This is a genomic window from Acetatifactor aquisgranensis, from assembly GCF_943193215.1.
Classification (GTDB): domain Bacteria; phylum Bacillota; class Clostridia; order Lachnospirales; family Lachnospiraceae; genus Acetatifactor; species Acetatifactor aquisgranensis.
The window spans coordinates 1-18,309 of record NZ_CALPDH010000027.1 but is presented as its reverse complement, the minus strand read 5'-3'; the positions used below and the strand labels follow the sequence as shown (position 1 = coordinate 18,309).

General features: G+C 51.8%; 16 protein-coding genes. 2 read left to right on the top strand and 14 right to left on the bottom strand.

All coding sequences use genetic code 11. The features are described from left to right. Positions 1 to 4: 4 nt before the first annotated feature. On the top strand, positions 5 to 565 hold the full coding sequence (locus NFS35_RS20535) for a hypothetical protein (RefSeq protein WP_251208950.1): 561 nt from the start codon (positions 5 to 7) through the stop codon (positions 563 to 565). 78 nt (positions 566 to 643) lie between these two features. Then, complete coding sequence (locus tag NFS35_RS20530; protein WP_251208949.1) at positions 644 to 1,405, top strand: DUF975 family protein; 762 nt, start codon at positions 644 to 646, stop codon at positions 1,403 to 1,405. A gap of 60 nt (positions 1,406 to 1,465) precedes the next feature. Here NFS35_RS20530 and prfB read toward each other — a convergent pair. The 14 genes from prfB to NFS35_RS20460 all read right to left on the bottom strand — a co-directional run bounded on the left by prfB (position 1,466) and on the right by NFS35_RS20460 (position 18,224). After that, a protein-coding gene (gene prfB / locus NFS35_RS20525) for a peptide chain release factor 2 (RefSeq protein ID WP_251208948.1) occupies positions 1,466 to 2,585 on the bottom strand; the annotation gives its coding sequence in 2 pieces (ribosomal slippage) (positions 1,466 to 2,509 and positions 2,511 to 2,585; 1,119 coding nt in all). An 86-nt stretch (positions 2,586 to 2,671) separates the two neighbouring features. Further along, positions 2,672 to 5,239 carry a preprotein translocase subunit SecA gene (gene secA / locus NFS35_RS20520; RefSeq protein ID WP_251208947.1) on the bottom strand — a complete coding sequence of 856 codons (2,568 nt, stop codon included), beginning with the start codon at positions 5,237 to 5,239 and terminating at the stop codon, positions 2,672 to 2,674. Positions 5,240 to 5,356: 117 nt separating this feature from the next. Further along, positions 5,357 to 7,540 carry a hypothetical protein gene (locus NFS35_RS20515; protein ID WP_251208946.1) on the bottom strand — a complete coding sequence of 728 codons (2,184 nt, stop codon included), beginning with the start codon at positions 7,538 to 7,540 and terminating at the stop codon, positions 5,357 to 5,359. Next, on the bottom strand, positions 7,515 to 8,417 hold the full coding sequence (locus tag NFS35_RS20510; RefSeq protein ID WP_251208945.1) for an ABC transporter ATP-binding protein: 903 nt from the start codon (positions 8,415 to 8,417) through the stop codon (positions 7,515 to 7,517). Before NFS35_RS20510 ends, NFS35_RS20515 begins: the two co-directional genes overlap by 26 nt. Positions 8,418 to 8,504: 87 nt before the next feature. Further along, a complete protein-coding gene (locus NFS35_RS20505) occupies positions 8,505 to 8,876 on the bottom strand; it encodes a GntR family transcriptional regulator (protein ID WP_251208944.1) in 372 nt (123 codons plus the stop codon). 212 nt (positions 8,877 to 9,088) lie between these two features. Further along, the gene (locus tag NFS35_RS20500; protein WP_251208943.1) at positions 9,089 to 9,592 is read right to left on the bottom strand and encodes an NUDIX hydrolase; all 504 of its coding nucleotides are present in this window, start codon (positions 9,590 to 9,592) and stop codon (positions 9,089 to 9,091) included. Between the two features lie 17 nt (positions 9,593 to 9,609). Then, positions 9,610 to 10,665 (bottom strand): type IV pilus twitching motility protein PilT, encoded by a 1,056-nt coding sequence (locus NFS35_RS20495; RefSeq protein WP_251208942.1) that lies wholly within the window; start codon positions 10,663 to 10,665, stop codon positions 9,610 to 9,612. A gap of 55 nt (positions 10,666 to 10,720) precedes the next feature. Continuing rightward, positions 10,721 to 11,710: a polysaccharide deacetylase family protein gene (locus NFS35_RS20490; protein ID WP_251208941.1), complete on the bottom strand. Its 990-nt coding sequence runs from the start codon at positions 11,708 to 11,710 to the stop codon at positions 10,721 to 10,723. Between the two features lie 151 nt (positions 11,711 to 11,861). After that, complete coding sequence (glmS, locus tag NFS35_RS20485) at positions 11,862 to 13,700, bottom strand: glutamine--fructose-6-phosphate transaminase (isomerizing) (RefSeq protein ID WP_251208940.1); 1,839 nt, start codon at positions 13,698 to 13,700, stop codon at positions 11,862 to 11,864. 242 nt (positions 13,701 to 13,942) lie between these two features. Continuing rightward, positions 13,943 to 15,688, bottom strand: a complete 1,746-nt coding sequence (locus NFS35_RS20480) for an ABC transporter ATP-binding protein (RefSeq protein WP_251208939.1) — start codon at positions 15,686 to 15,688, stop codon at positions 13,943 to 13,945. Continuing rightward, entirely contained in the window at positions 15,685 to 16,905 is a 1,221-nt protein-coding gene (locus tag NFS35_RS20475) for a radical SAM/SPASM domain-containing protein (RefSeq protein WP_251208938.1), read from the bottom strand. Before NFS35_RS20475 ends, NFS35_RS20480 begins: the two co-directional genes overlap by 4 nt. Positions 16,906 to 17,277: 372 nt before the next feature. Next, on the bottom strand, positions 17,278 to 17,460 hold the full coding sequence (locus tag NFS35_RS20470) for a hypothetical protein (protein WP_251208937.1): 183 nt from the start codon (positions 17,458 to 17,460) through the stop codon (positions 17,278 to 17,280). A 64-nt stretch (positions 17,461 to 17,524) separates the two neighbouring features. Continuing rightward, positions 17,525 to 17,956, bottom strand: coding sequence for a S24/S26 family peptidase (locus NFS35_RS20465; RefSeq protein WP_251208936.1), 432 nt, complete (start codon positions 17,954 to 17,956; stop codon positions 17,525 to 17,527). Next, complete coding sequence (locus NFS35_RS20460) at positions 17,937 to 18,224, bottom strand: PqqD family protein (protein ID WP_251208935.1); 288 nt, start codon at positions 18,222 to 18,224, stop codon at positions 17,937 to 17,939. The genes NFS35_RS20465 and NFS35_RS20460 overlap by 20 nt, the downstream gene beginning before the upstream one ends. Positions 18,225 to 18,309 lie beyond the last annotated feature (85 nt).

The window sequence follows — 18,309 nt, the reverse complement described above, 5'->3', positions numbered from 1 at the left end:
TGATATGATGATATCACCTATAAACGATGCAGGTTTTTCTTTTTACGGCAGCGCAGGGGCAGGCTGCCGGGCGGGACAGGGCAGCGGATTCCCGGACGGCGGCGTAAACGGCGCGGCAGGCGGCCATGGGAAAATGGTAATTGACGGCAGGAACCTGCCGAATGATAAGACAGAAGAGAAGAAAGGCAAATACGGCATAGAAGATCCCACGGAGGATTGCCAGACCTGCAAGAACCGCAAATACCAGGACGGCTCCGATGAAATGGTCTCTTTCAAGACCGCGCAGCATATCTCCCCGGAAAGCGCCGCCTCCGCGGTGCGGGCCCACGAGCAGGAGCATGTGTCCAACGCCTACAAGAAAGCGGCCATGAACGATGGCAAGGTGGTCTCCGCCTCTGTCTCCATCCACACCGGGGTCTGTCCGGAATGCGGCCGCACCTATGTGCCCGGCGGCACCACCCATACCCAGATAAAGTATTATAATGAAGACAATCCTTATCAGCAGGACTTAAAGAGCGCGGACAGGGTCAAATATGCAGGCATGAACCTGGATTATGCGGTATGAATGTATACCATCACTTAACGCCAGAACTGTTAAGCAGCATAAAATCATGATTTCCCCTATGGAGATGAGGCTCGACACATGAAACAGTACAAGAAAAATTATGAACTGAAGAACACGGCGAAGGACAGGCTGGAAGGCAAGTACGGCGGCGCCATACTGATTCTGTTCCTGAACTTCGTGATATCCTGGATGGCCCGGCTGTTCATCAATTCCATCGCCGGCAGCACCATGAATTCCGTCTATGCCATAAGCGGCTCCGTGACGGCTGCCCGGACCGTGTCCTTTCTGTTCGACGCGATTCTCCTGGCAGCCAATATCCTCCTGGGCGTCATGAACGCGGGAATCGCCCTTTATTTCCTGAACATCGCCTGCGGGCAGCAGCCTTTCACCAGGAATCTGTTCTACGGTTTCAGGAATGATTCGAAAAAGGCCCTGGTGATTTCCGCCGCTGTCACCCTGTGCAATACTGTCTGCCTGGGACCGGGCCAGTATCTGTCCCAGCAATTCCTGAACACCAGGGATGGCAAATGGGCGCTGCCCGCGCTGCTCGCCACAGCGGTGGGACTGTGTATTTATATCCCCATTTCCTTAGGTATCGCCATGTCTTTCTTCCTGATGCTGGATTTCCCCGGGAAATCCGGAAAAGAGACCCTGCAGCTTTGCTGGCGGCTCATGAAAGGGAACCGGAAACGGCTTTTCTTGCTGGAACTGGGCTTCCTGCCTTTAATGCTGCTGTGTATCTTAAGCTTCGGCATCGGTTTCCTGTGGCTGGAGCCTTATATGCAGATGACTTACGCCTATTTCTTTCTTGATTTGATGAATCCCATCGAAAAAGCGTGATGAAAACTACGAATGCCCGCCATAAAAGGCGGGCATTTTCTCTTCATGACTATGATTTTTCTATTGCTGTTTCCGGGACACATTGATCCACTTCAGATACCCATTGATGAAGATGTCCAGCGCGCCGTCCAGCACCGCGTCGGTATTGCCGGTCTCCACGTCCGTCCGCAGATCTTTCACCAGCTTGTAGGGCTGGAGCACATAGGAGCGAATCTGGTTCCCCCAGCCGATGTCTTTCACCTCTCCGCGGATGTCGGAAAGCTTCTCCACATTTGCCTCCTGCTTTAACAGGAACAGCTTGGCTTTCAGCATCTGCATGGCCTTGTCCTTGTTCTGGAACTGGCTGCGCTCGTTCTGGCACTGCACCACCGTCCCCGTGGGGATATGGGTGATGCGGATGGCGGAGGATGTCTTGTTGATGTGCTGTCCGCCCGCGCCGCTGCTTCGGTAGGTGTCGATGCGCAGATCCTTTTCGTCGATTTCCACGTCCAGGTCTTCTTCGATATCCGGCATCACGTCCAGGGACACGAAAGAGGTCTGGCGCTTGCCCTGGGCATTGAAAGGGGAAATCCGCACAAGCCTGTGCACGCCTTTCTCGGACTTCAGATAACCGTAGGCATTGGTGCCGTTGACCTGGAAAGTCACCGACTTGATGCCCGCCTCGTCCCCGTCCAGGAAGTCCAGCACTTCCACGGCAAAGCCCTTGCGCTCCGCCCATCTGGTGTACATGCGGTATAGCATGCTGCACCAGTCGCAGCTCTCGGTGCCGCCCGCCCCCGCGTTGAGCTTCAGGATGGCATTGTCAGCATCGTACTCGCCGGACAGGAGGGTGCTTATGCGCAGCTCCTCAAATTCGGCGATGAACTCGTCCAGTTCGCTTCGGATGTCGGGAATCAAAGAGGCATCGTTCTCCTCATAACCCATCTCAATCAGGGTCAGGATATCTTCGTACTGGCCGGACAGCTTGTTGCAGCCGTCCACGGTATTCTTCAGTTCTTTTAAATCTTTCATTTTCCTGTTAGAGCTGTCGGGGTCATCCCAGAAGCCCGGGGCCTCCATCTCCCGCTCTAACTCTTCGATCCGCTTTTCCTTGTTAGCGAGGTCAAAGTGAATCCCTCACTTCCGCTAATGGAGTTTCGTAGGACTGTAATTCTGTCTTCATCTGATCTAATTCTACCACTTAACGTCACCTTCTTTCTATAAATTCGTCTATTCGGACTTTTAGTACATTAATTCTGTCTTTGGCATTTCCATAAAAGAATTGTCTCACGCCTTCCGCCCGCAGCACTGCTTGTACTTCTTGCCGCTGCCGCAGGGGCAGGGATCGTTGGGATAGACCTTGGCGTTGGCGCGTTTCGCGGGCGCCTTTGCCACGGTATCGTCCTTGTTGGTGCCGGTGACTTTCGCCACCTGCTCGCGCTCCACTTTCTGCTCTACCTTGATATGGAACAGCAGCCGGACGGTCTCCTCCTTGATGTTCTGGGTCATCTCATCAAACATATCGTAGCCGCTCATCTTGTACTCCACTAAGGGATCGCGCTGACCGTAGGCCTGCAGGCCGATGCCCTGACGAAGCTGCTCCATGTCGTCGATATGATCCATCCACTTCCTGTCTATGACTTTCAGCAGGATGACGCGTTCCAGTTCTCTAATGGCCTCCGCATTGGGGAACTCCGCTTCCTTGCTCTCATAGAGCTTCACAGCCTCCTCCTTGAGCTGCTGCTTTAAGCTGTTCTTCTTAGGCGCAGCCACTCTCTGAGCAGCGACCGGCTCCAGGGGAATGGTGGGAAGCAGCAATGTATTCAGCTCGCCGAAGTTCCACTCCTCCACCCCGGCATCGTCATTGATGCTGATATCCACGCAGTTCTCCACAATATCGGTAATCATCTTGTAGATGAAATCCCGCATGCTCTCGCCGTTCAGCACCCTGAGACGCTCATCATAGATGATTTCCCTCTGCTCGCTCATGACCCTGTCATACTCCAGCAGATTCTTACGGATACCGAAGTTATTGTTCTCTATCTTCTTCTGGGCGGACTCGATGGCATTGGTCAGAGCGCTGTGCTCAATCTCCTGCCCCTCCGGCACGCCCAGCCTGTTGAACATACCAATCAGCCGTTCCGAGCCGAACAGCCGCATCAGATCATCCTGCAAGGAAATATAGAATTTAGATTCCCCGGGATCCCCCTGACGGCCGGAACGTCCCCGCAGCTGGTTATCGATACGCCGTGACTCATGGCGCTCTGTACCGATAATCTTTAAGCCCCCGGCTGCCCTGGACTCCTCGTCCAGCTTGATATCCGTACCACGGCCCGCCATGTTGGTGGCGATGGTGACCGCGCCGTGGATACCGGCATCCGCCACGATTTCCGCCTCCATCTCATGGAACTTGGCGTTCAGTACTTTATGCTGGATGCCCCGCCTGGTCAGCATCTTGCTCAGTTCCTCACTGGCCTCGATGGTGATGGTGCCCACCAGCACTGGCTGGCCTTTTGAGTGGGCCTCTTCCACTGCCTCCACTATGGCTCCCAGCTTCTCCTGTCTGGTCTTGTATACAGCGTCCTGCCGGTCTGCACGGATGACGGGCACATTGGTGGGAATCTCCACCACGTCCATGCCGTAGATTTCCCGGAACTCTTTCTCCTCCGTGAGCGCGGTACCCGTAGCGCCGCATTTCTTTTCAAATAAATTAAAGAAGTTCTGGAACGTGATGGTGGCCAGGGTCTTGCTCTCCCGCTTCACCTTCACATGCTCCTTTGCCTCTATGGCCTGATGCAGTCCGTCCGAATAACGGCGGCCCGGCATGATGCGGCCTGTGAACTGATCCACAATCAGCACCTGATCGTCCTTCACCACATAGTCCTGATCCCGGAACATCAGGTTGTGCGCCCGCAGAGCCAGAATGATATTGTGCTGGATTTCCAGATTCTCCGGATCCGCGTAGTTCTGGATATGGAAGAAATCCTCCACTTTCTTCACGCCGGCCTCGGTGAGGTTGATGACCTTGTCCTTCTCATTGACGATGAAGTCCCCGCTCTCCTCCTGCACCACGCCCATGATGGCGTCCATCTTGGTCAATTCCTGCACATCCGCGCCTCTCTGCATCCGGCGGGCCAGCAGGTCGCACATCTCGTAAAGGGCTGTGGACTTCCCGCTCTGTCCCGAAATGATAAGCGGCGTCCTGGCCTCATCGATGAGAACGGAGTCCACCTCGTCGATAATGCAGAAGTGCAGTCCCCTCAGCACCAGCTGTTCCTTGTAGATGACCATATTGTCGCGCAGATAGTCGAAGCCCAGCTCATTGTTGGTCACATAGGTGATATCGCACTGATAGGCTTTCTGCCTCTCCTCGCTGGTCATGCTGTTCAAGATCATGCCCACGGAAAGGCCCAGGAACTCATGAACCTGCCCCATCCACTCCGAGTCACGCTTTACCAGGTAGTCATTGACCGTCACCACATGGACGCCCTTGCCCTCCAGAGCATTCAGGTAGGAGGGGAGCGTCATGACCAGCGTCTTGCCCTCGCCGGTACGCATCTCCGCAATACGCCCCTGATGGAGGATGATGCCTCCGATAAGCTGTACTTTGAAATGCTCCATGTTCAGCACACGTCTGGCAGCCTCCCGCACCGTAGCATAGGCCTCGGGGAGCAAATCGTCCAGCGTGGCCCCCTCCGCCAGCCTCTTTTTAAATTCCGGCGTCTTCGCTTTCAGCTCTTCATCGGAAAGTTCCATCATCTGCGGCCGCAGAGCTTCAATCTGATTCACCAGCGGCGCGATCCGCTTCAGCTCCCTTTCACTGTGAGTGCCAAATACTTTATCGATTATCTTCACGGTTATTCATACCTTTCTATGGCTGTCTGTCAAACCCCTAACTTATATTGTACCAGATTTGTCCATCAGATTCAACATAAAGCTGCCGGAAGATATGAACATTTCATCAATATTTTATTAACAATCCCCGAATCTCAGGATATATTTCTCCGGGAGCACCCCTTTGGGAAGATAGCAGCTCCACGTATTCCCCTCCCTGTCCGTGTAACTAAGCTCCGCATGACCTTCCTGGAACATCTGATCGCTGCGGCAGGAATCCGCATAATCCATCAGCGCGCACAATTCCTCTATCTCCGCCCGGTCCGTAATCTCCACTGCCGGCACCCATTCTGCCAATGTATCCGCTCTCGTTTCCGCGCTTTCGGCGGACATCTCCCCGTCATCCTCCACGGCGCCTCCGTCCCCATATACGCCATAAACTTCTCTTGCCATGGCGATTTTCTCCTCTTTTGTCAGTTCTTTTCCGTAACTGCCGTTAAAATTCAGGGCCATGCTGACGATGGACGCCGGATCAGTCTCCGACACCCATTCCTCAAAGCCGGCCTCCCGCATGGCCGCCACAGTGCGCTCCATGGTGTCATATACGCTTATCCTGACGATAGCGCTTGTGCCCTCGCTGTTCCTTATATCAAAATTCATGCACACCAGCCGCTTTCCCTCCCCCAGGAACGCACCCTCCGGATTCTCCAGCACATCCTGGTTATAGGCCTCAATGATTCCGGAAAAAGCTTCCTGCGTGCATTCCTTTGTCAAAAACTTTTCTCTCCTGCCCTCCCGCTGCAGCTCGAACTCCTCACAGTCCTGTATCATCTCATTGCTGATGCAGAATGCCCATTTCAGATATTCCTCGCTGGACAGCAGCGGCCAGAGCAGATTCTTGTCCTCACTGCCTACGCGGTACAGTCTATAATAATTTCTGCCATTCTCCAGCGTCACTTTGGTAGTCATGCCCACATAGTCCCTCTGCGGCTCTTCCCCTGTAACGCGCTCCAGGTAGGAATAGATGGCATCCACATCCTGATAATGCATCTTCCAAAGCGGCGAGTCCTCCATTGCCTCCCAGATATACCGATTGCTGAATTGCCCTGTATAGACCGCGATTTCCGCGATTTTTTCTTTTCCCGGCAGATAGTCCTCATAGCCGAACCAGTCGTAACGAAAAGCAAGGCACACCAGCATCGTCACCCCCAGGACAGCTGCCATCTGGCGCTTATGGGTGAAAAAGGCCTTGAAATCCATGCTGAAAACGATGTTCAGCACCCCAAAGCACAGTATCCCCGCGAACAGCAGCCCGAAAATGCCCCAGGCCGATGTCTGGTTGTCTGTGAGCAGCATGAACAGCAGCCATCCGCACATCCCGGCCACGATTGCCGCCGGAATCTTCATCAGGGCCGCCCCGGCTCTGTTCCTGACTCCCTGCTCCGCAAGCTCCGAGGCCCTCTTCCTGTACAGGAGCCATGCGCAGCAGCCCAGAGCGGCAGCCAGGATGAAATCCACTGCCACCTTTCCGCAGAAAGCACTCAGTCCCCCATCCAGCTCTGCCCTCCAGTAGAGAAGCCCCGGCGCGGCTATGAGCGGCGATGTATGGACTATGGCGCTCCAGTCCCTCACATCGCAGAACCGTTCCATGTACACGCCGAAAAAGGCATATACAATCCCAAACAGGCTTATGAATCCGATGCCCAGAATCACCATGCTGACCAGTGTATTCAGGATGTTGCCGCTGAGCATCACGGCCGTCAGCACCAGGCCGTACAACAGCAAAAAGACCGTTATCAGCACCGCCATGGTAAGGAATGCCGTCCGAACCAGAAGTCCTATATCCTGCCCCGTCCCGCCCAGTTCTACGATGAATCCGCCGGCCAAAGCCACCGTAGGCAGATAAAATATCACAAAGGGCACCAGCCAGATCAGGAATCCATTCACATAAAGGGCCGCGAACAGAGTGCCGCGCTTTACGGGCAGGCTGTGGTAGGCGTCTACCATATTTTTATGGAACACATAGCGGAAGCCGAACAGCCCTGTTATCATTGCTCCCACCACGGTCAGGAACCCTCCTGTCAGGCTCACGGCCTCCCTGAAAAAGGCAACCGTCTCTTCGATTCCGTATTTTCTGCCGTCCACTCCATAAAGCAAAGCCCCCCGGGCTGCCAGTTCCACCAGCTCGTCCCGATTGCTCCTCCAGACCAGCCATATCACCATCAGCATCAGAAAGCTGCCCAGAGCGGACAGCGCTATCATCCAGATTTTATGCCGCAGGTCTTCTCTCATGACCTTAAAGAAGAAGTGCTTTGACGTCATAACCTTTCACCTCCGTTTCACTGATGAATATCTCCTCCAGGGACAGGGGCAGCATCTCGTAGAAAATGGGAGAAAGCTCCTCCATGAAGCCATCTACCTGCTGTCTTTGTCCCCTGACCGTAAAGGTATAGAGCGCTCCCCTGTTGTCCATGGTCAGGATTTCCAGCCCGTTCCTTATACGGCGAAGCATCTCCTCTTCCTTTATGATGCACTGTATCTTGTGAATGTTCAGCTTCATCTCGTCCAGATCCCTTTCAAAGAGGATGCCGCCCCTGTGCAGGAGCCCCACGGACTCACAGATATCCTCCAGCTCCCTCAGGTTGTGGGAGGCGATGACCGGGGTCAGCTTCCTCTCCTCTATCTCTCTGACGAACACCGCCTTCACCGCCTGGCGCATGACAGGATCCAGCCCGTCAAAGGTCTCGTCGCAGAGCAGATATTTTGTGCCCGCGCACACCCCGCAGATGACGGAAAGCTGCTTCTTCATGCCCTTGGAAAAAGTGTTCACCTTGCGGCCCTTGTCCAGACCGAATTTCGCCATCAGTTCATTCCATTTGGCGCTGTCAAAGTCAGGGTAATAGGTCTGGTACAGCCGCAGCATGTCTCCGGGCGTGCCGTTCTTAAAGAAATACTGGTCGTCGGAAATATAGAAAATCCTGGCTTTCACCACGGGATTGTCGAAGACTTTCTCCCCGTCCACGGTGACGCTGCCCTGGTCTGCGGAGAGCACGCCGCTCATCAGGCGCATCAGGGTGGATTTTCCCGCGCCGTTGGTGCCTATGAGCCCGAACACATGGCCCTCCTCAATCACTGCGCTGACACTGTCCACGGCCTTTATGGCATCGAAATACTTTGTCACATTCCGAAATTCAATCATGTAAAGTCTCCTTGTTCAATATGGTCTGCTCCGGTTCAGTCTGCCGGAGCCGGTTCCGGCCCGGGGGCCTCTCCCGTCCCTGCCGCGTCATGCCCCTGCAAGGTCATATATCCGCTCCAGGGCGGCCAAAAGGCGTTCTTTCCCGATTCCTGTTTCCCTGGCCTTGCGGGTGACATTCTCCCATTCCTGCAGCATCTTGGCCTGTTTGCCCTCCCGCCATTCGCTCTCCGATGTCACAAAGCTGCCTCTGCCGGACACAGTGTACAGATAGCCTTCCTGTTCCAGCTGGGCATAGGCCCGCTGGACTGTGTTCGGATTCACGGAAAGCTCCATGGCAAGGCTGCGCACACTGGGCATCTTGGTCAGGGGCTCCAGGCCGCCGCTCACGATTAAATGCTCCAGCTTCTCCACCACCTGTTCATAGATGGGGCGCTTGTCCCGATAGTCTAACAAAATCATCCACTCTTCCTTTCCTGCGCAACGCGTCGCGCACTAGACGCAGCATGCCCTGTGCGTTGCGGCAAAATTCAAGTTCCGGCATCTCCGGGGATGCAACCGTATCATACACAATAAGCGTATTAATATTCTTAATACACTTATATCATATAAAAAGGGCATTGTCAATCCCTCATGCCCTTTTTTCGGCCCATAGCAGTTCATAGGTCTATAGTCTATATTCCGGCAACTTTCAAAGCCTGCCCGTTCAGTACGGCCTCTATGAGCCTGTCGCCCTGATAGGTCAGCTTTAACGAAAAGAAATCCGCGCCTTCCGTCAAAAGGCGGAAGAAAATCCTGTCTCCCTCCCAGATGGGAAGTCCGCAGACTTCCGTCTTCCTCACCCACTCCAGGATGCCCTCATCGCACTCCTGCAGCGTGCCCTCGTAGCCGTCCGCCGTGTAGAGGAACATGTACTCCGTGGCATAGGTGTCCGTGCTGAAAGTGACGACGCCGCGAAGTTTCCAGGAGGTGAGCACGAGCCCTGTCTCCTCCCTCACTTCCCGCAGCAGGCATTCCTCCGGGGACTCCCCTGCCTCGAAATGGCCGCCTACGCCTATCCACTTGTCCTTGTTGATGTCCTCTTTCTTGGAATGCTCTTCTTCCTTTTTTACCCGATGGAGCATCAGGTAGCTGTCTTCCTTTTCTATGTAGCAGAGCGTCGTCAGATTGCTGCGCATAGCATGACCATCCTTTCCTACAGCTTCTTTTCCAACAGTTCCGGGTTCAAGGCATACTTTACGGCTGTATCTCCGGCAATGATGCCCTGCTTATACAATGACAGCAGATTTCCGTCAATGGAGACCATATCGTCCCGCAGAGAAGAATAAAGGATTGCGTCAATCTGATCTATTTTATTCTCCCGAATCAGGGCACGGACAGCCGGAGTCACCGTCATGACCTCCATGACAGGCACCATCTCTCCGTTCACGGCAGGAACCAACTGCTGGGAGACTATGGCCGTAAGTACCGTTGAAAGCTGTACGCTGATTTGTTTCTGCTGGTTCTCCGGAAAACCGTCAATGATGCTGCGCATCGTATTGACCGCGCCTACAGTGTGCATCGTGGAAAACAGCAGGCGGCCTGTTCCGGCTGCGCCGAACGCCACATGGATAGTCTCATTATCATTCATCTCTCCCAGCAGAATCACGTCCGGGCTCTGGCGAAGAGCCGCACGCAGAGCGGTGGCATAGTCTTCCGTATCCACCTTGATTTCCCTCTGGCTCACGATGCTCCGGGCATGACGATGGAGATACTCCAGCGGATCCTCCAGCGTGATGATATGTTTCTGCTGGTTCTGATTGATACGGTTGATGATACAGGCCAGGGTGGTAGATTTCCCGCTTCCTGCAGGCCCCGTCACCAGCACCATGCCTTTCTCACTGTCCCCCAGGCGGAGCACATATTCCGGTATGTGGAGAGCAGTGTACTCCGGCAGTTGGAACGAAATGATACGGATTACTGCCGAATAGGTTCCTCTTTGTCTGTACGCGCTGACCCTGAACCGGGAAAGTCCGGGAATGGCAAACGAGAAATCGTCATCGCCCGTTTTCTGCAGGATATCGCTTTTACGTTCTCCCGCATTTTTATAGACGTCCTCCAAAAGCTTCTCCGTGTCCTCGGGAGACAGCCTGTCCTCATTTACCTGATAGAGCACCCCGTTCTTGCGATAGGAAAGGGGCAGGCCCGCGCTGACGAATACATCTGAGGCGTTCTGTGATACTACATACCGTAAAAGTTCCATTAACTCCATTTCGTTTCGACTCCTTTTCTCGTGTTTATTTTCCTATAGATTTTCAGCATACATGCTACTTGCCTTTCCTGTATTTCTCTGTAATGTCATCAATTTCATGATTCAGTTCTTCTATCTGCTCTTCCAGTTCCGCTCTTTTCCTGCCAGTTTCCGTCTCCATGGTGCCATTTTGCTTCTCTTCCAGCATTTCTCTGTACTCTGCTGCCCCGGAAAGTGTCATCACCTGTATGTCATTGGTTTCACAATACTCATGAATCCTTTCCAGCATGGCCTCGCACACATCTTTCTGATATTCCTCTTCCGGGGAATCTGAACCTATGGTAAATATCAAATTTCCCCGCTGCTCCATAGTTTCCTCAAGCATGGATAAGGAATCGTTTCCATTCCATGCCATTGCACCAAAGTGCCAGAGTTCCTCCTCCGCTTCCGCGATAATCAGTGGAATATCCCCTTCCCCATGGTGAATTGCAACGGAAAAATGCTGTTCCGCAAGGAAATCATCTTGTCCGCCATCATATGCCTCTTTCTGGAAATAAACGGATTTCGGACTTTCGATTTTTGCTCTCCGCACCAGACGCCGGCTGTAAGCCGGCCATTTTTTCTCATTCATCCCCATTTCCCATTTCAGGCAGCATTCCCATCCTGCCGCAAGCAGTTCCTGAAACTGCTGTTCATTCAGGCATCCTGCCTCTCCCGGCGCCTGCTCTTCCCCCAATGCCAGCACACCCTTAAATCCGTACTTTGTCATCTGGGGATATGCATCTGTATATATTCCTTCACTCAAATCTGTAAACAGCAGAACAATACTGCCCATTCCCCTCGTCTCCCTGTCATCTTCTTCCTTTATACCATTCAATTCCTGCTGCAAGCCATAGATTTCCAGTTCCAGCGGGCGTATCTCATTCTGCATGGCTTCATATGCAGCCTGTATTTCTTTCTTCTCTTCATTCTCTGTCCAAAAGAAGAATGCAAGCAAAGCAGCCAAAACCGCTGTCACCATAATGGCTGCAGTTTTAAGTATCCTACCAAATTTTCTTCTGTCCATCTCAATCCTTTCCGCCTCTGCCCATTCTTTAATGCACTGTCGCACAGCTCCCTTTCACCATAGCGATCTGCTTATCACAAATCCCAAGCACTGCGGAACGATGTGTCGCAATCAAAACACTGCCAGTCCATCTGAATGCAGATTGACGATATCACTCTACCGTCACACTTTTCGCCAGATTGCGCGGCTTATCTACATCCAGGCCTTTCGCCACGCTGACATAGTAGCCAAGCAGCTGGAGCGGGATGACCGCCAGACTCGCAGAAAAATGAGCGTCCGTTCTGGGAATATAGCAGACAAAATCTGCGCTGTCCTCTATGTTATAGTTGCCGTATGTAGTCAGAGCCATCAGATAGGCGCCGCGGCTCTTGCACTCCAGCATGTTGCTGAGGGTCTTTTCATACAGTTCCTGCTGGGTCAGGATTCCTATCAGCAGCGTTCCATTCTCAATCAGGCTGATTGTACCGTGCTTCAGTTCTCCAGCTGCGTATGCCCCTGTATGGATATAGCTGATTTCCTTCATCTTTAAGCTGCCCTCCAGGCTGATGGCATAGTCGATGCCCCGGCCGATGAAGAATGCGTTCTTAGCGCCTGCCTGTTTTGACGCGAACCATTGGATGCGCTCTTTGTCCTCCAGCAGTCTCTCGATTTTACCCGGAAGAGTCTGAAGCTCCGCAATCAGCGCAGCATACTTTTCCTCGTCAAGCACGCCCCGCACCCTGCCGAACTCGATTGCAAGCATATAGGATGCAGCCAGCTGGGTGCTGTATGCCTTGGTAGTCGCCACTGCAATCTCCGGCCCGGCCAGCGTATAGAACACATGGTCCGCCTCCCGGGCGATGGTAGATCCTACCACATTGACGATTGCCAGTGTCTTCGCTCCGCGAACTTTCGCTTCCCGCAGCGCCGCAAGGCTGTCTGCCGTTTCGCCGGACTGGCTTATGATAATCACAAGGGCATTCTCCGGCAGGAGCAATCTGCGATAGCGGAATTCCGATGCCAGTTCCACGCGAACCGGAATCTGCGTCAAATCCTCAATCACATACTGCGCTGCTACCCCCACATGGTAGGCCGAACCGCAGGCCACAATATAAATCTGGCTGATTTCCGCCATGTCCTGCCCGGTAAGGCCTGTATCTGCCAAATCGATTTTTCCCTCTTTGATCACCGAATTCAGAGTATCCCTGACGGCGCGCGGCTGCTCATGGATTTCTTTCATCATGAAATGCTCGAAACCGGACTTTTCTGCCGCTTCGGCATTCCATTTGATTTCAACCAGCTCTTTCTCAATCTCATCTCCGTCCAGATTGTAGAAAGATGCCTCCCCTTTCTGCAGGCGGACAAGCTCCATATTTCCGATGTAATAGACATTTCGGGTGTACTTCAGGATTGCCGGGACATCCGAGGCGAGAAAGGCTCCGCCCTCAGCGACACCGATAATCATGGGACTGTCTTTGCGCGCGGCATAGATTTCCTCCGGATAGTCCCGAAACATCAGGGCCAGCGCATAAGAGCCCCGGATACGCACCATCGCATGGTTGATTGCGTCCACCGGCGTATGCTCGTACTTTTTGTAATAATAATCCACCAGCTTGACCGCCACTTCTGTGTCCGTTCCGGAGTAGAAAGTATAGCCTTTACGCAGGAGCTTATCCTTCAGTTCCTGATAATTTTCTATGATGCCATTGTGGACGCCCACTACATTATAGTCATCGCTGCAGTGGGGATGGGCGTTGATTTCGCTGGGTTCGCCATGTGTCGCCCAGCGGGTATGGCCTATGCCGCAAGTCCCTGCCAGGGCAGCGCCGTTATTGGTTTTTTCTGCCAGGGCGCGCAGACGGCCTTTCGCCTTTATGATTTCCACCTGGTTCGCTTCATCGCGGACCGCCAGGCCCGCCGAATCGTATCCCCGGTACTCAAGCTTGGACAGTCCGTCCAGAAGAATGGGGGCCGCCTGCCTGTTCCCGGTAAATCCTACTATTCCACACATATTTTCATACCTCTTTCTTTCAGTCTATACTACATAACGCCAGAATTTACCATACTGCTCTGGTCAAACATATATGGCTGGCGTTCATGTGCTCCTCGCATAAATAGCGCAGATTCTTCCTGCCAAAATGTCTGCCTGACATGATTCTATTTTACTGTACTATGCCCATAAGTGCAAGAGACTTCCTTTTCCTTTCATGGAACAGAATCTGTCATTTTCTGTCAGCACGCCATCTTTCAATGTCATGGCGCCACAACACTTACCCCCTCTTTTGTCATGATAATCTGTTTATCACAAATCCGGAGTACGGCAGGCCGATGAGTGACTATCAATACAGTTTTATCCGTCATAGCTTTCAGATTTGCCAACAGTTCCTGCTCCGTCACCTCATCCAAAGCACTTGTAGATTCATCTAACATCAGAATGGGATGCTCCGAAAACACAGCTCTTGCTATGGCAATTCTTTGCATCTGCCCTTCCGAGAGTCCGTTTCCCCGCTCTCCTAACACCGTGTCCAGACCATCTTTCAGCGCACTTACAAACTCATCCGCACAGGCTACCCGCAACGCCCGCATCAACTGCCGTTCCTGCTGCATCCTCTCTGCATCCCCAAATGCCACAATCTCCCGAATCGTACCGCTCATCAATTGGTTTCCCTGGGGCACATAGGCAAACAGGCCACGCCAACCGGCAGTCAAAGGCTGCTCAGTCATTCCAGTGTCCGAGACTCCATTTCTTTCAATATACCGCTTCCCGGAATCCAGCGGATACAGACACATCAGAAGTTTTAATATAGTGCTTTTCCCACAGCCGGAATGACCGGTAAAGGCCACATAGTCCCCTTTGCGGATTTCCAGATTGATGCCTTTTAGAACCAACGGCACAGAGACATCTTCTTCGGAAGCATCCTTATGAGTTGGAGACCGGTACGTGAAAGCAGCATTCCGTAACCCGATACTTTTTAATCCCTTCTGATAAAACTCCAGGATATCCTGTTCCTTTACGGGCTTTTCTTCGCAGTCCTCCGCATAATTTTCCGCCTCCATCAATCGTTCTGCACTGGCAATCATAGCATAATACATCGGCAGAAAACCGGTAAGGCTGGCAAAAGGAGATTGAACCTGTCCAACCAACTGCAGCACGGCTGTCATAGTGCCATAGGATATCGTCCCCTTTAATATTCCATAGCCACAATACGCAGCACCAAACAGATATATACCATTTGCCGCCACACCAAATCCAATATTGCATAAATTAGACAGATTATTGCGCCGCATACGGGCAGCTTTATGCTGCTGCATTTTGGCTGAGGCTGCCTCCTTTGTCTCATTCTCCATGGCAAAGGTTCGGACAATCATAAGATTTCCCAGCCGCTCCTGCATAAATACCCGCACCGCGCCGTCAGTTTCCTGAATCTGTTTATGCAGACGCTTCAGCACCTTGCGGAAACCATAAGTGAGCAGCAGAATCAGACCGCCGCCCGGAATAAGAATGTACACAAACATCGGCTCTAACATAAATATAGCAATCAGCGCTCCAACCATTCTCGTCAGCATCCCGGTCAGGCTCGGCACAATATCCACTATACCATTAGTCACTACCGCCGTATCGGACGTCAGGCGATTCATCCACTCGCCGGAATGAATCGCTGTGACAGCTGCATACTCTTTGTGCAGCAAACAGGAAAAGAGCCGCTGCTTAAACTGATTTTCCAGGACAGCACGGCTCCATTCGTATAAGAAACGTACAAGCGAACCTATCATCATCCGGCCTGCCATCAGGACGGCTGCCCATATCACTGCATGAAAGAATCCCGCTTTTTCCTTTGCCACAGCCTCATCAATCAGGTTGCGGAAAAGAATTGCGGAAAAAACGCTCATTGTCCCCAATAGCGCCTGTAACAGTACCAGATAAAAAATATATATTTTTTTCTTCCCTGTCACCTGGCTGAGCCATGTAAGGGTTTGCGCATGTTTTCTGTTCTTCATGATGACCTTTCTTGGTTGGTGCAATATCTTGCTATCGCCGTATCAGCAGTTTCACGGATTCGCTCTGTATAGCCTTCTTTCCAGAGAAGACATTGATTGCCGTCACAGCCCATCAGGTCACCGGTCTGTGCCAACGCAAAAGCCCGGCAGCCGCCTCCGCACCGATACTTGAATTCACAGGCAGCGCATTTGGTATTCTTTGCAAGCAAATCTTTCACCCGGCTGTCCACTATATTCATATAAAAGCTGTTACCGAGCCCTTTTTTCAGACCAATATCCTGAATCAACGGAAATTCTGCCTGTTCTTCGCATGCAGTCATCGGCATACAGGGAAGCAGGCGCCCCTCCGGGGTAATATAACAGGCATAACGCACCGCGCCGCACAGAAGACGGTTCAGACATTCTTCTGTTCCACTGAGTCTGACTGGTATCACCTCATAATTCTTTGATCCTTTATGCAAAGAGACTACACCGGTCAACATCACATCCATTGGCATTCCATCTTCGAAAAAATGCGGGATGTAACGAATCATCGCCTCAGTATATGCACGGGTATCCAAATCATTCCCCTCACTGTTGCAGCTCCAAAGATCAGTCGGCGATACATTGGCAACCTTCAACGCAGGTACGCCAATATCTGAAAGAATCCTCATCGTTTCACGAAGCGTCTCCTGATTGCCTTTATGAACACACAGTTCCACATTCATCGGGAAACCGCGCCTTTTACATAACTTCAACGCCCTCAAGGCTGCTTCCTCCGCCCCTTTTACGCCACGCATCCAGTCATGCCACCCTACTCCGTCAAAGCTGATACTGATCTCCGGCTTGAGGTTTCTCTTCTCGAATTCATCCAGAATCGAATCATTGAGCAGCCAGCCATTGGTATATATCTGCCTGACTGTCATTTTATGGGATTGAATCCGGTCAACCAGTAACCAGAAATCCTTCCGGACAAAAGGTTCGCCTCCGGTAATATCCACACATAAGACGCCGCATTCCGCCATCTCATCTATGAAAGCAATCGCCTGTTCATGGGAAAGTTCACCCAAAGCCCCTTCCGGTGCATCCATGTAGCAATGGCGGCACCGATAATTGCACCGTCCGGTAATTGACCAGAACACCGACTGTACGAAACGATTGTCGTAATAACGATAATTCTGGTCATCCTCCAAAGATATACCATGCCCACAGGGTTCGATGATTCCCTCTTCCTCCAATTTTTTCCGGGCTGTCCTCATTTCATCAGTAACATAATCAGCCTCAAGGTCTTCGCTGCCATCACAGAGAAGAAGCGTATGAAATTCCTCTGTGCTGAGAGTCCTGTACTTATTTTCAGGGCGATGTACCACCACCCATGCCATCTTATCCCAGCCTCGCAGGACATAACCCTTTCTTAGCTTGTAAAACATCCCACTGCCATCCTTTATATTTTATACTGCTTAACAGTTAAAACTATCGTGCTTGTGTGGCAGCATTCACGCCAACTATCGCGGAAACGCTGCCACACTCACATGGATTGCGCAATACAGGATTCTTCACTCTAGAATAACCCTGATTCCATAGGCCTCACCTTTCTCCAAAAGAAAGGCTTATAACCACTGGGCACTATAACCGCAACCCGGCACACCACTTACGTGACTAGTACTCGCGCATTCTCTGGAATCATTCTGATACTTGCTGACACCATCCATGCAAAGCGAATTACCGCTTGTTGTGATAACATCACTGTTATCAAACAGCACAACCTCTGCTTCTGCTTTTACATATTTCATTGGTTCGTCCTCCTTCCTTAATATTTATAATAAATATGTAACCTCCTTCATAATTACACATCTACTATCGCATGATTTTATTGCGAATCCGTCTCGGCAGGGTCTTCGTCCAACAGATACAGTAACGTCTGCCAAGGGTCTGCAGATATCTCCGGTATTCCTGGTCTTCGCAGGATATCAGCAAACTACTCTCATCGGGATAAAAACCTGTCATAACCCCGAGAATCCATTCTTTCGGAACAGGCTCTCTATACGTCCGGTTGTCTCCGCAAATGAGATAATCACTGCTTCTGACTTTCAGCACGCGATGCAATACATACTCTCCTCCCGGGCGGCGGTATAACGCTACATCATATTTTTTGAGCGTCCCTGACACCTTTTCAATCACAACCGTGCTTTTTCTGTTATGCAGGAGCGGTTCCATGCTGTCCCCAACTGTCTGAAACAGACTATGCCCCTGCTCGTCCAATTCCTGTTCAATCGTGCTGTATGTCATCGTCAAACTCCAGAGCTACTTCCACTATCGCAAGAAATTCCTTTAAATCCCTGCAGGCTGTTTCTTCGTCCAAGCCCTCAAATCGCTCCAGCATATTTCTTACCAATTCGTTTTTCGTAATGCCTTTCTCCAATTCCTGCCAATAAAATGCCCCTGTTTCGTTCAGCCTGATCATGCCATTAAAATCTTTACTGGCCTCGCCGACAGGTACCACCATGTATTCCTTCCCCAATCTTCTCAGCAAAAACCCTTTCTTTGTTTTAATCATTTCCTTTCCCTCCTAGTATAATGATGATATAGCCACAAGAGCTATACAGTTAATAAGTTACAAAGTCATATCTGATGAATAGCTG

Bases quoted from the DNA above. Each gene is read 5' to 3' on its own strand.
- NFS35_RS20535 (WP_251208950.1), top strand. From the start codon at position 5: ATGATGATATCACCTATAAACGATGCAGGTTTTTCTTTTTACGGCAGC.
- NFS35_RS20530 (WP_251208949.1), top strand. From the start codon at position 644: ATGAAACAGTACAAGAAAAATTATGAACTGAAGAACACGGCGAAGGAC.
- NFS35_RS20515 (WP_251208946.1), bottom strand. From the start codon at position 7,540: ATGACGTCAAAGCACTTCTTCTTTAAGGTCATGAGAGAAGACCTGCGG.
- NFS35_RS20510 (WP_251208945.1), bottom strand. From the start codon at position 8,417: ATGATTGAATTTCGGAATGTGACAAAGTATTTCGATGCCATAAAGGCC.
- NFS35_RS20505 (WP_251208944.1), bottom strand. From the start codon at position 8,876: ATGATTTTGTTAGACTATCGGGACAAGCGCCCCATCTATGAACAGGTG.
- NFS35_RS20500 (WP_251208943.1), bottom strand. From the start codon at position 9,592: ATGCGCAGCAATCTGACGACGCTCTGCTACATAGAAAAGGAAGACAGC.
- NFS35_RS20495 (WP_251208942.1), bottom strand. From the start codon at position 10,665: ATGGAGTTAATGGAACTTTTACGGTATGTAGTATCACAGAACGCCTCA.
- NFS35_RS20490 (WP_251208941.1), bottom strand. From the start codon at position 11,710: ATGGACAGAAGAAAATTTGGTAGGATACTTAAAACTGCAGCCATTATG.
- glmS (WP_251208940.1), bottom strand. From the start codon at position 13,700: ATGTGTGGAATAGTAGGATTTACCGGGAACAGGCAGGCGGCCCCCATT.
- NFS35_RS20480 (WP_251208939.1), bottom strand. From the start codon at position 15,688: ATGAAGAACAGAAAACATGCGCAAACCCTTACATGGCTCAGCCAGGTG.
- NFS35_RS20470 (WP_251208937.1), bottom strand. From the start codon at position 17,460: ATGAAATATGTAAAAGCAGAAGCAGAGGTTGTGCTGTTTGATAACAGT.
- NFS35_RS20465 (WP_251208936.1), bottom strand. From the start codon at position 17,956: ATGACATACAGCACGATTGAACAGGAATTGGACGAGCAGGGGCATAGT.
- NFS35_RS20460 (WP_251208935.1), bottom strand. From the start codon at position 18,224: ATGATTAAAACAAAGAAAGGGTTTTTGCTGAGAAGATTGGGGAAGGAA.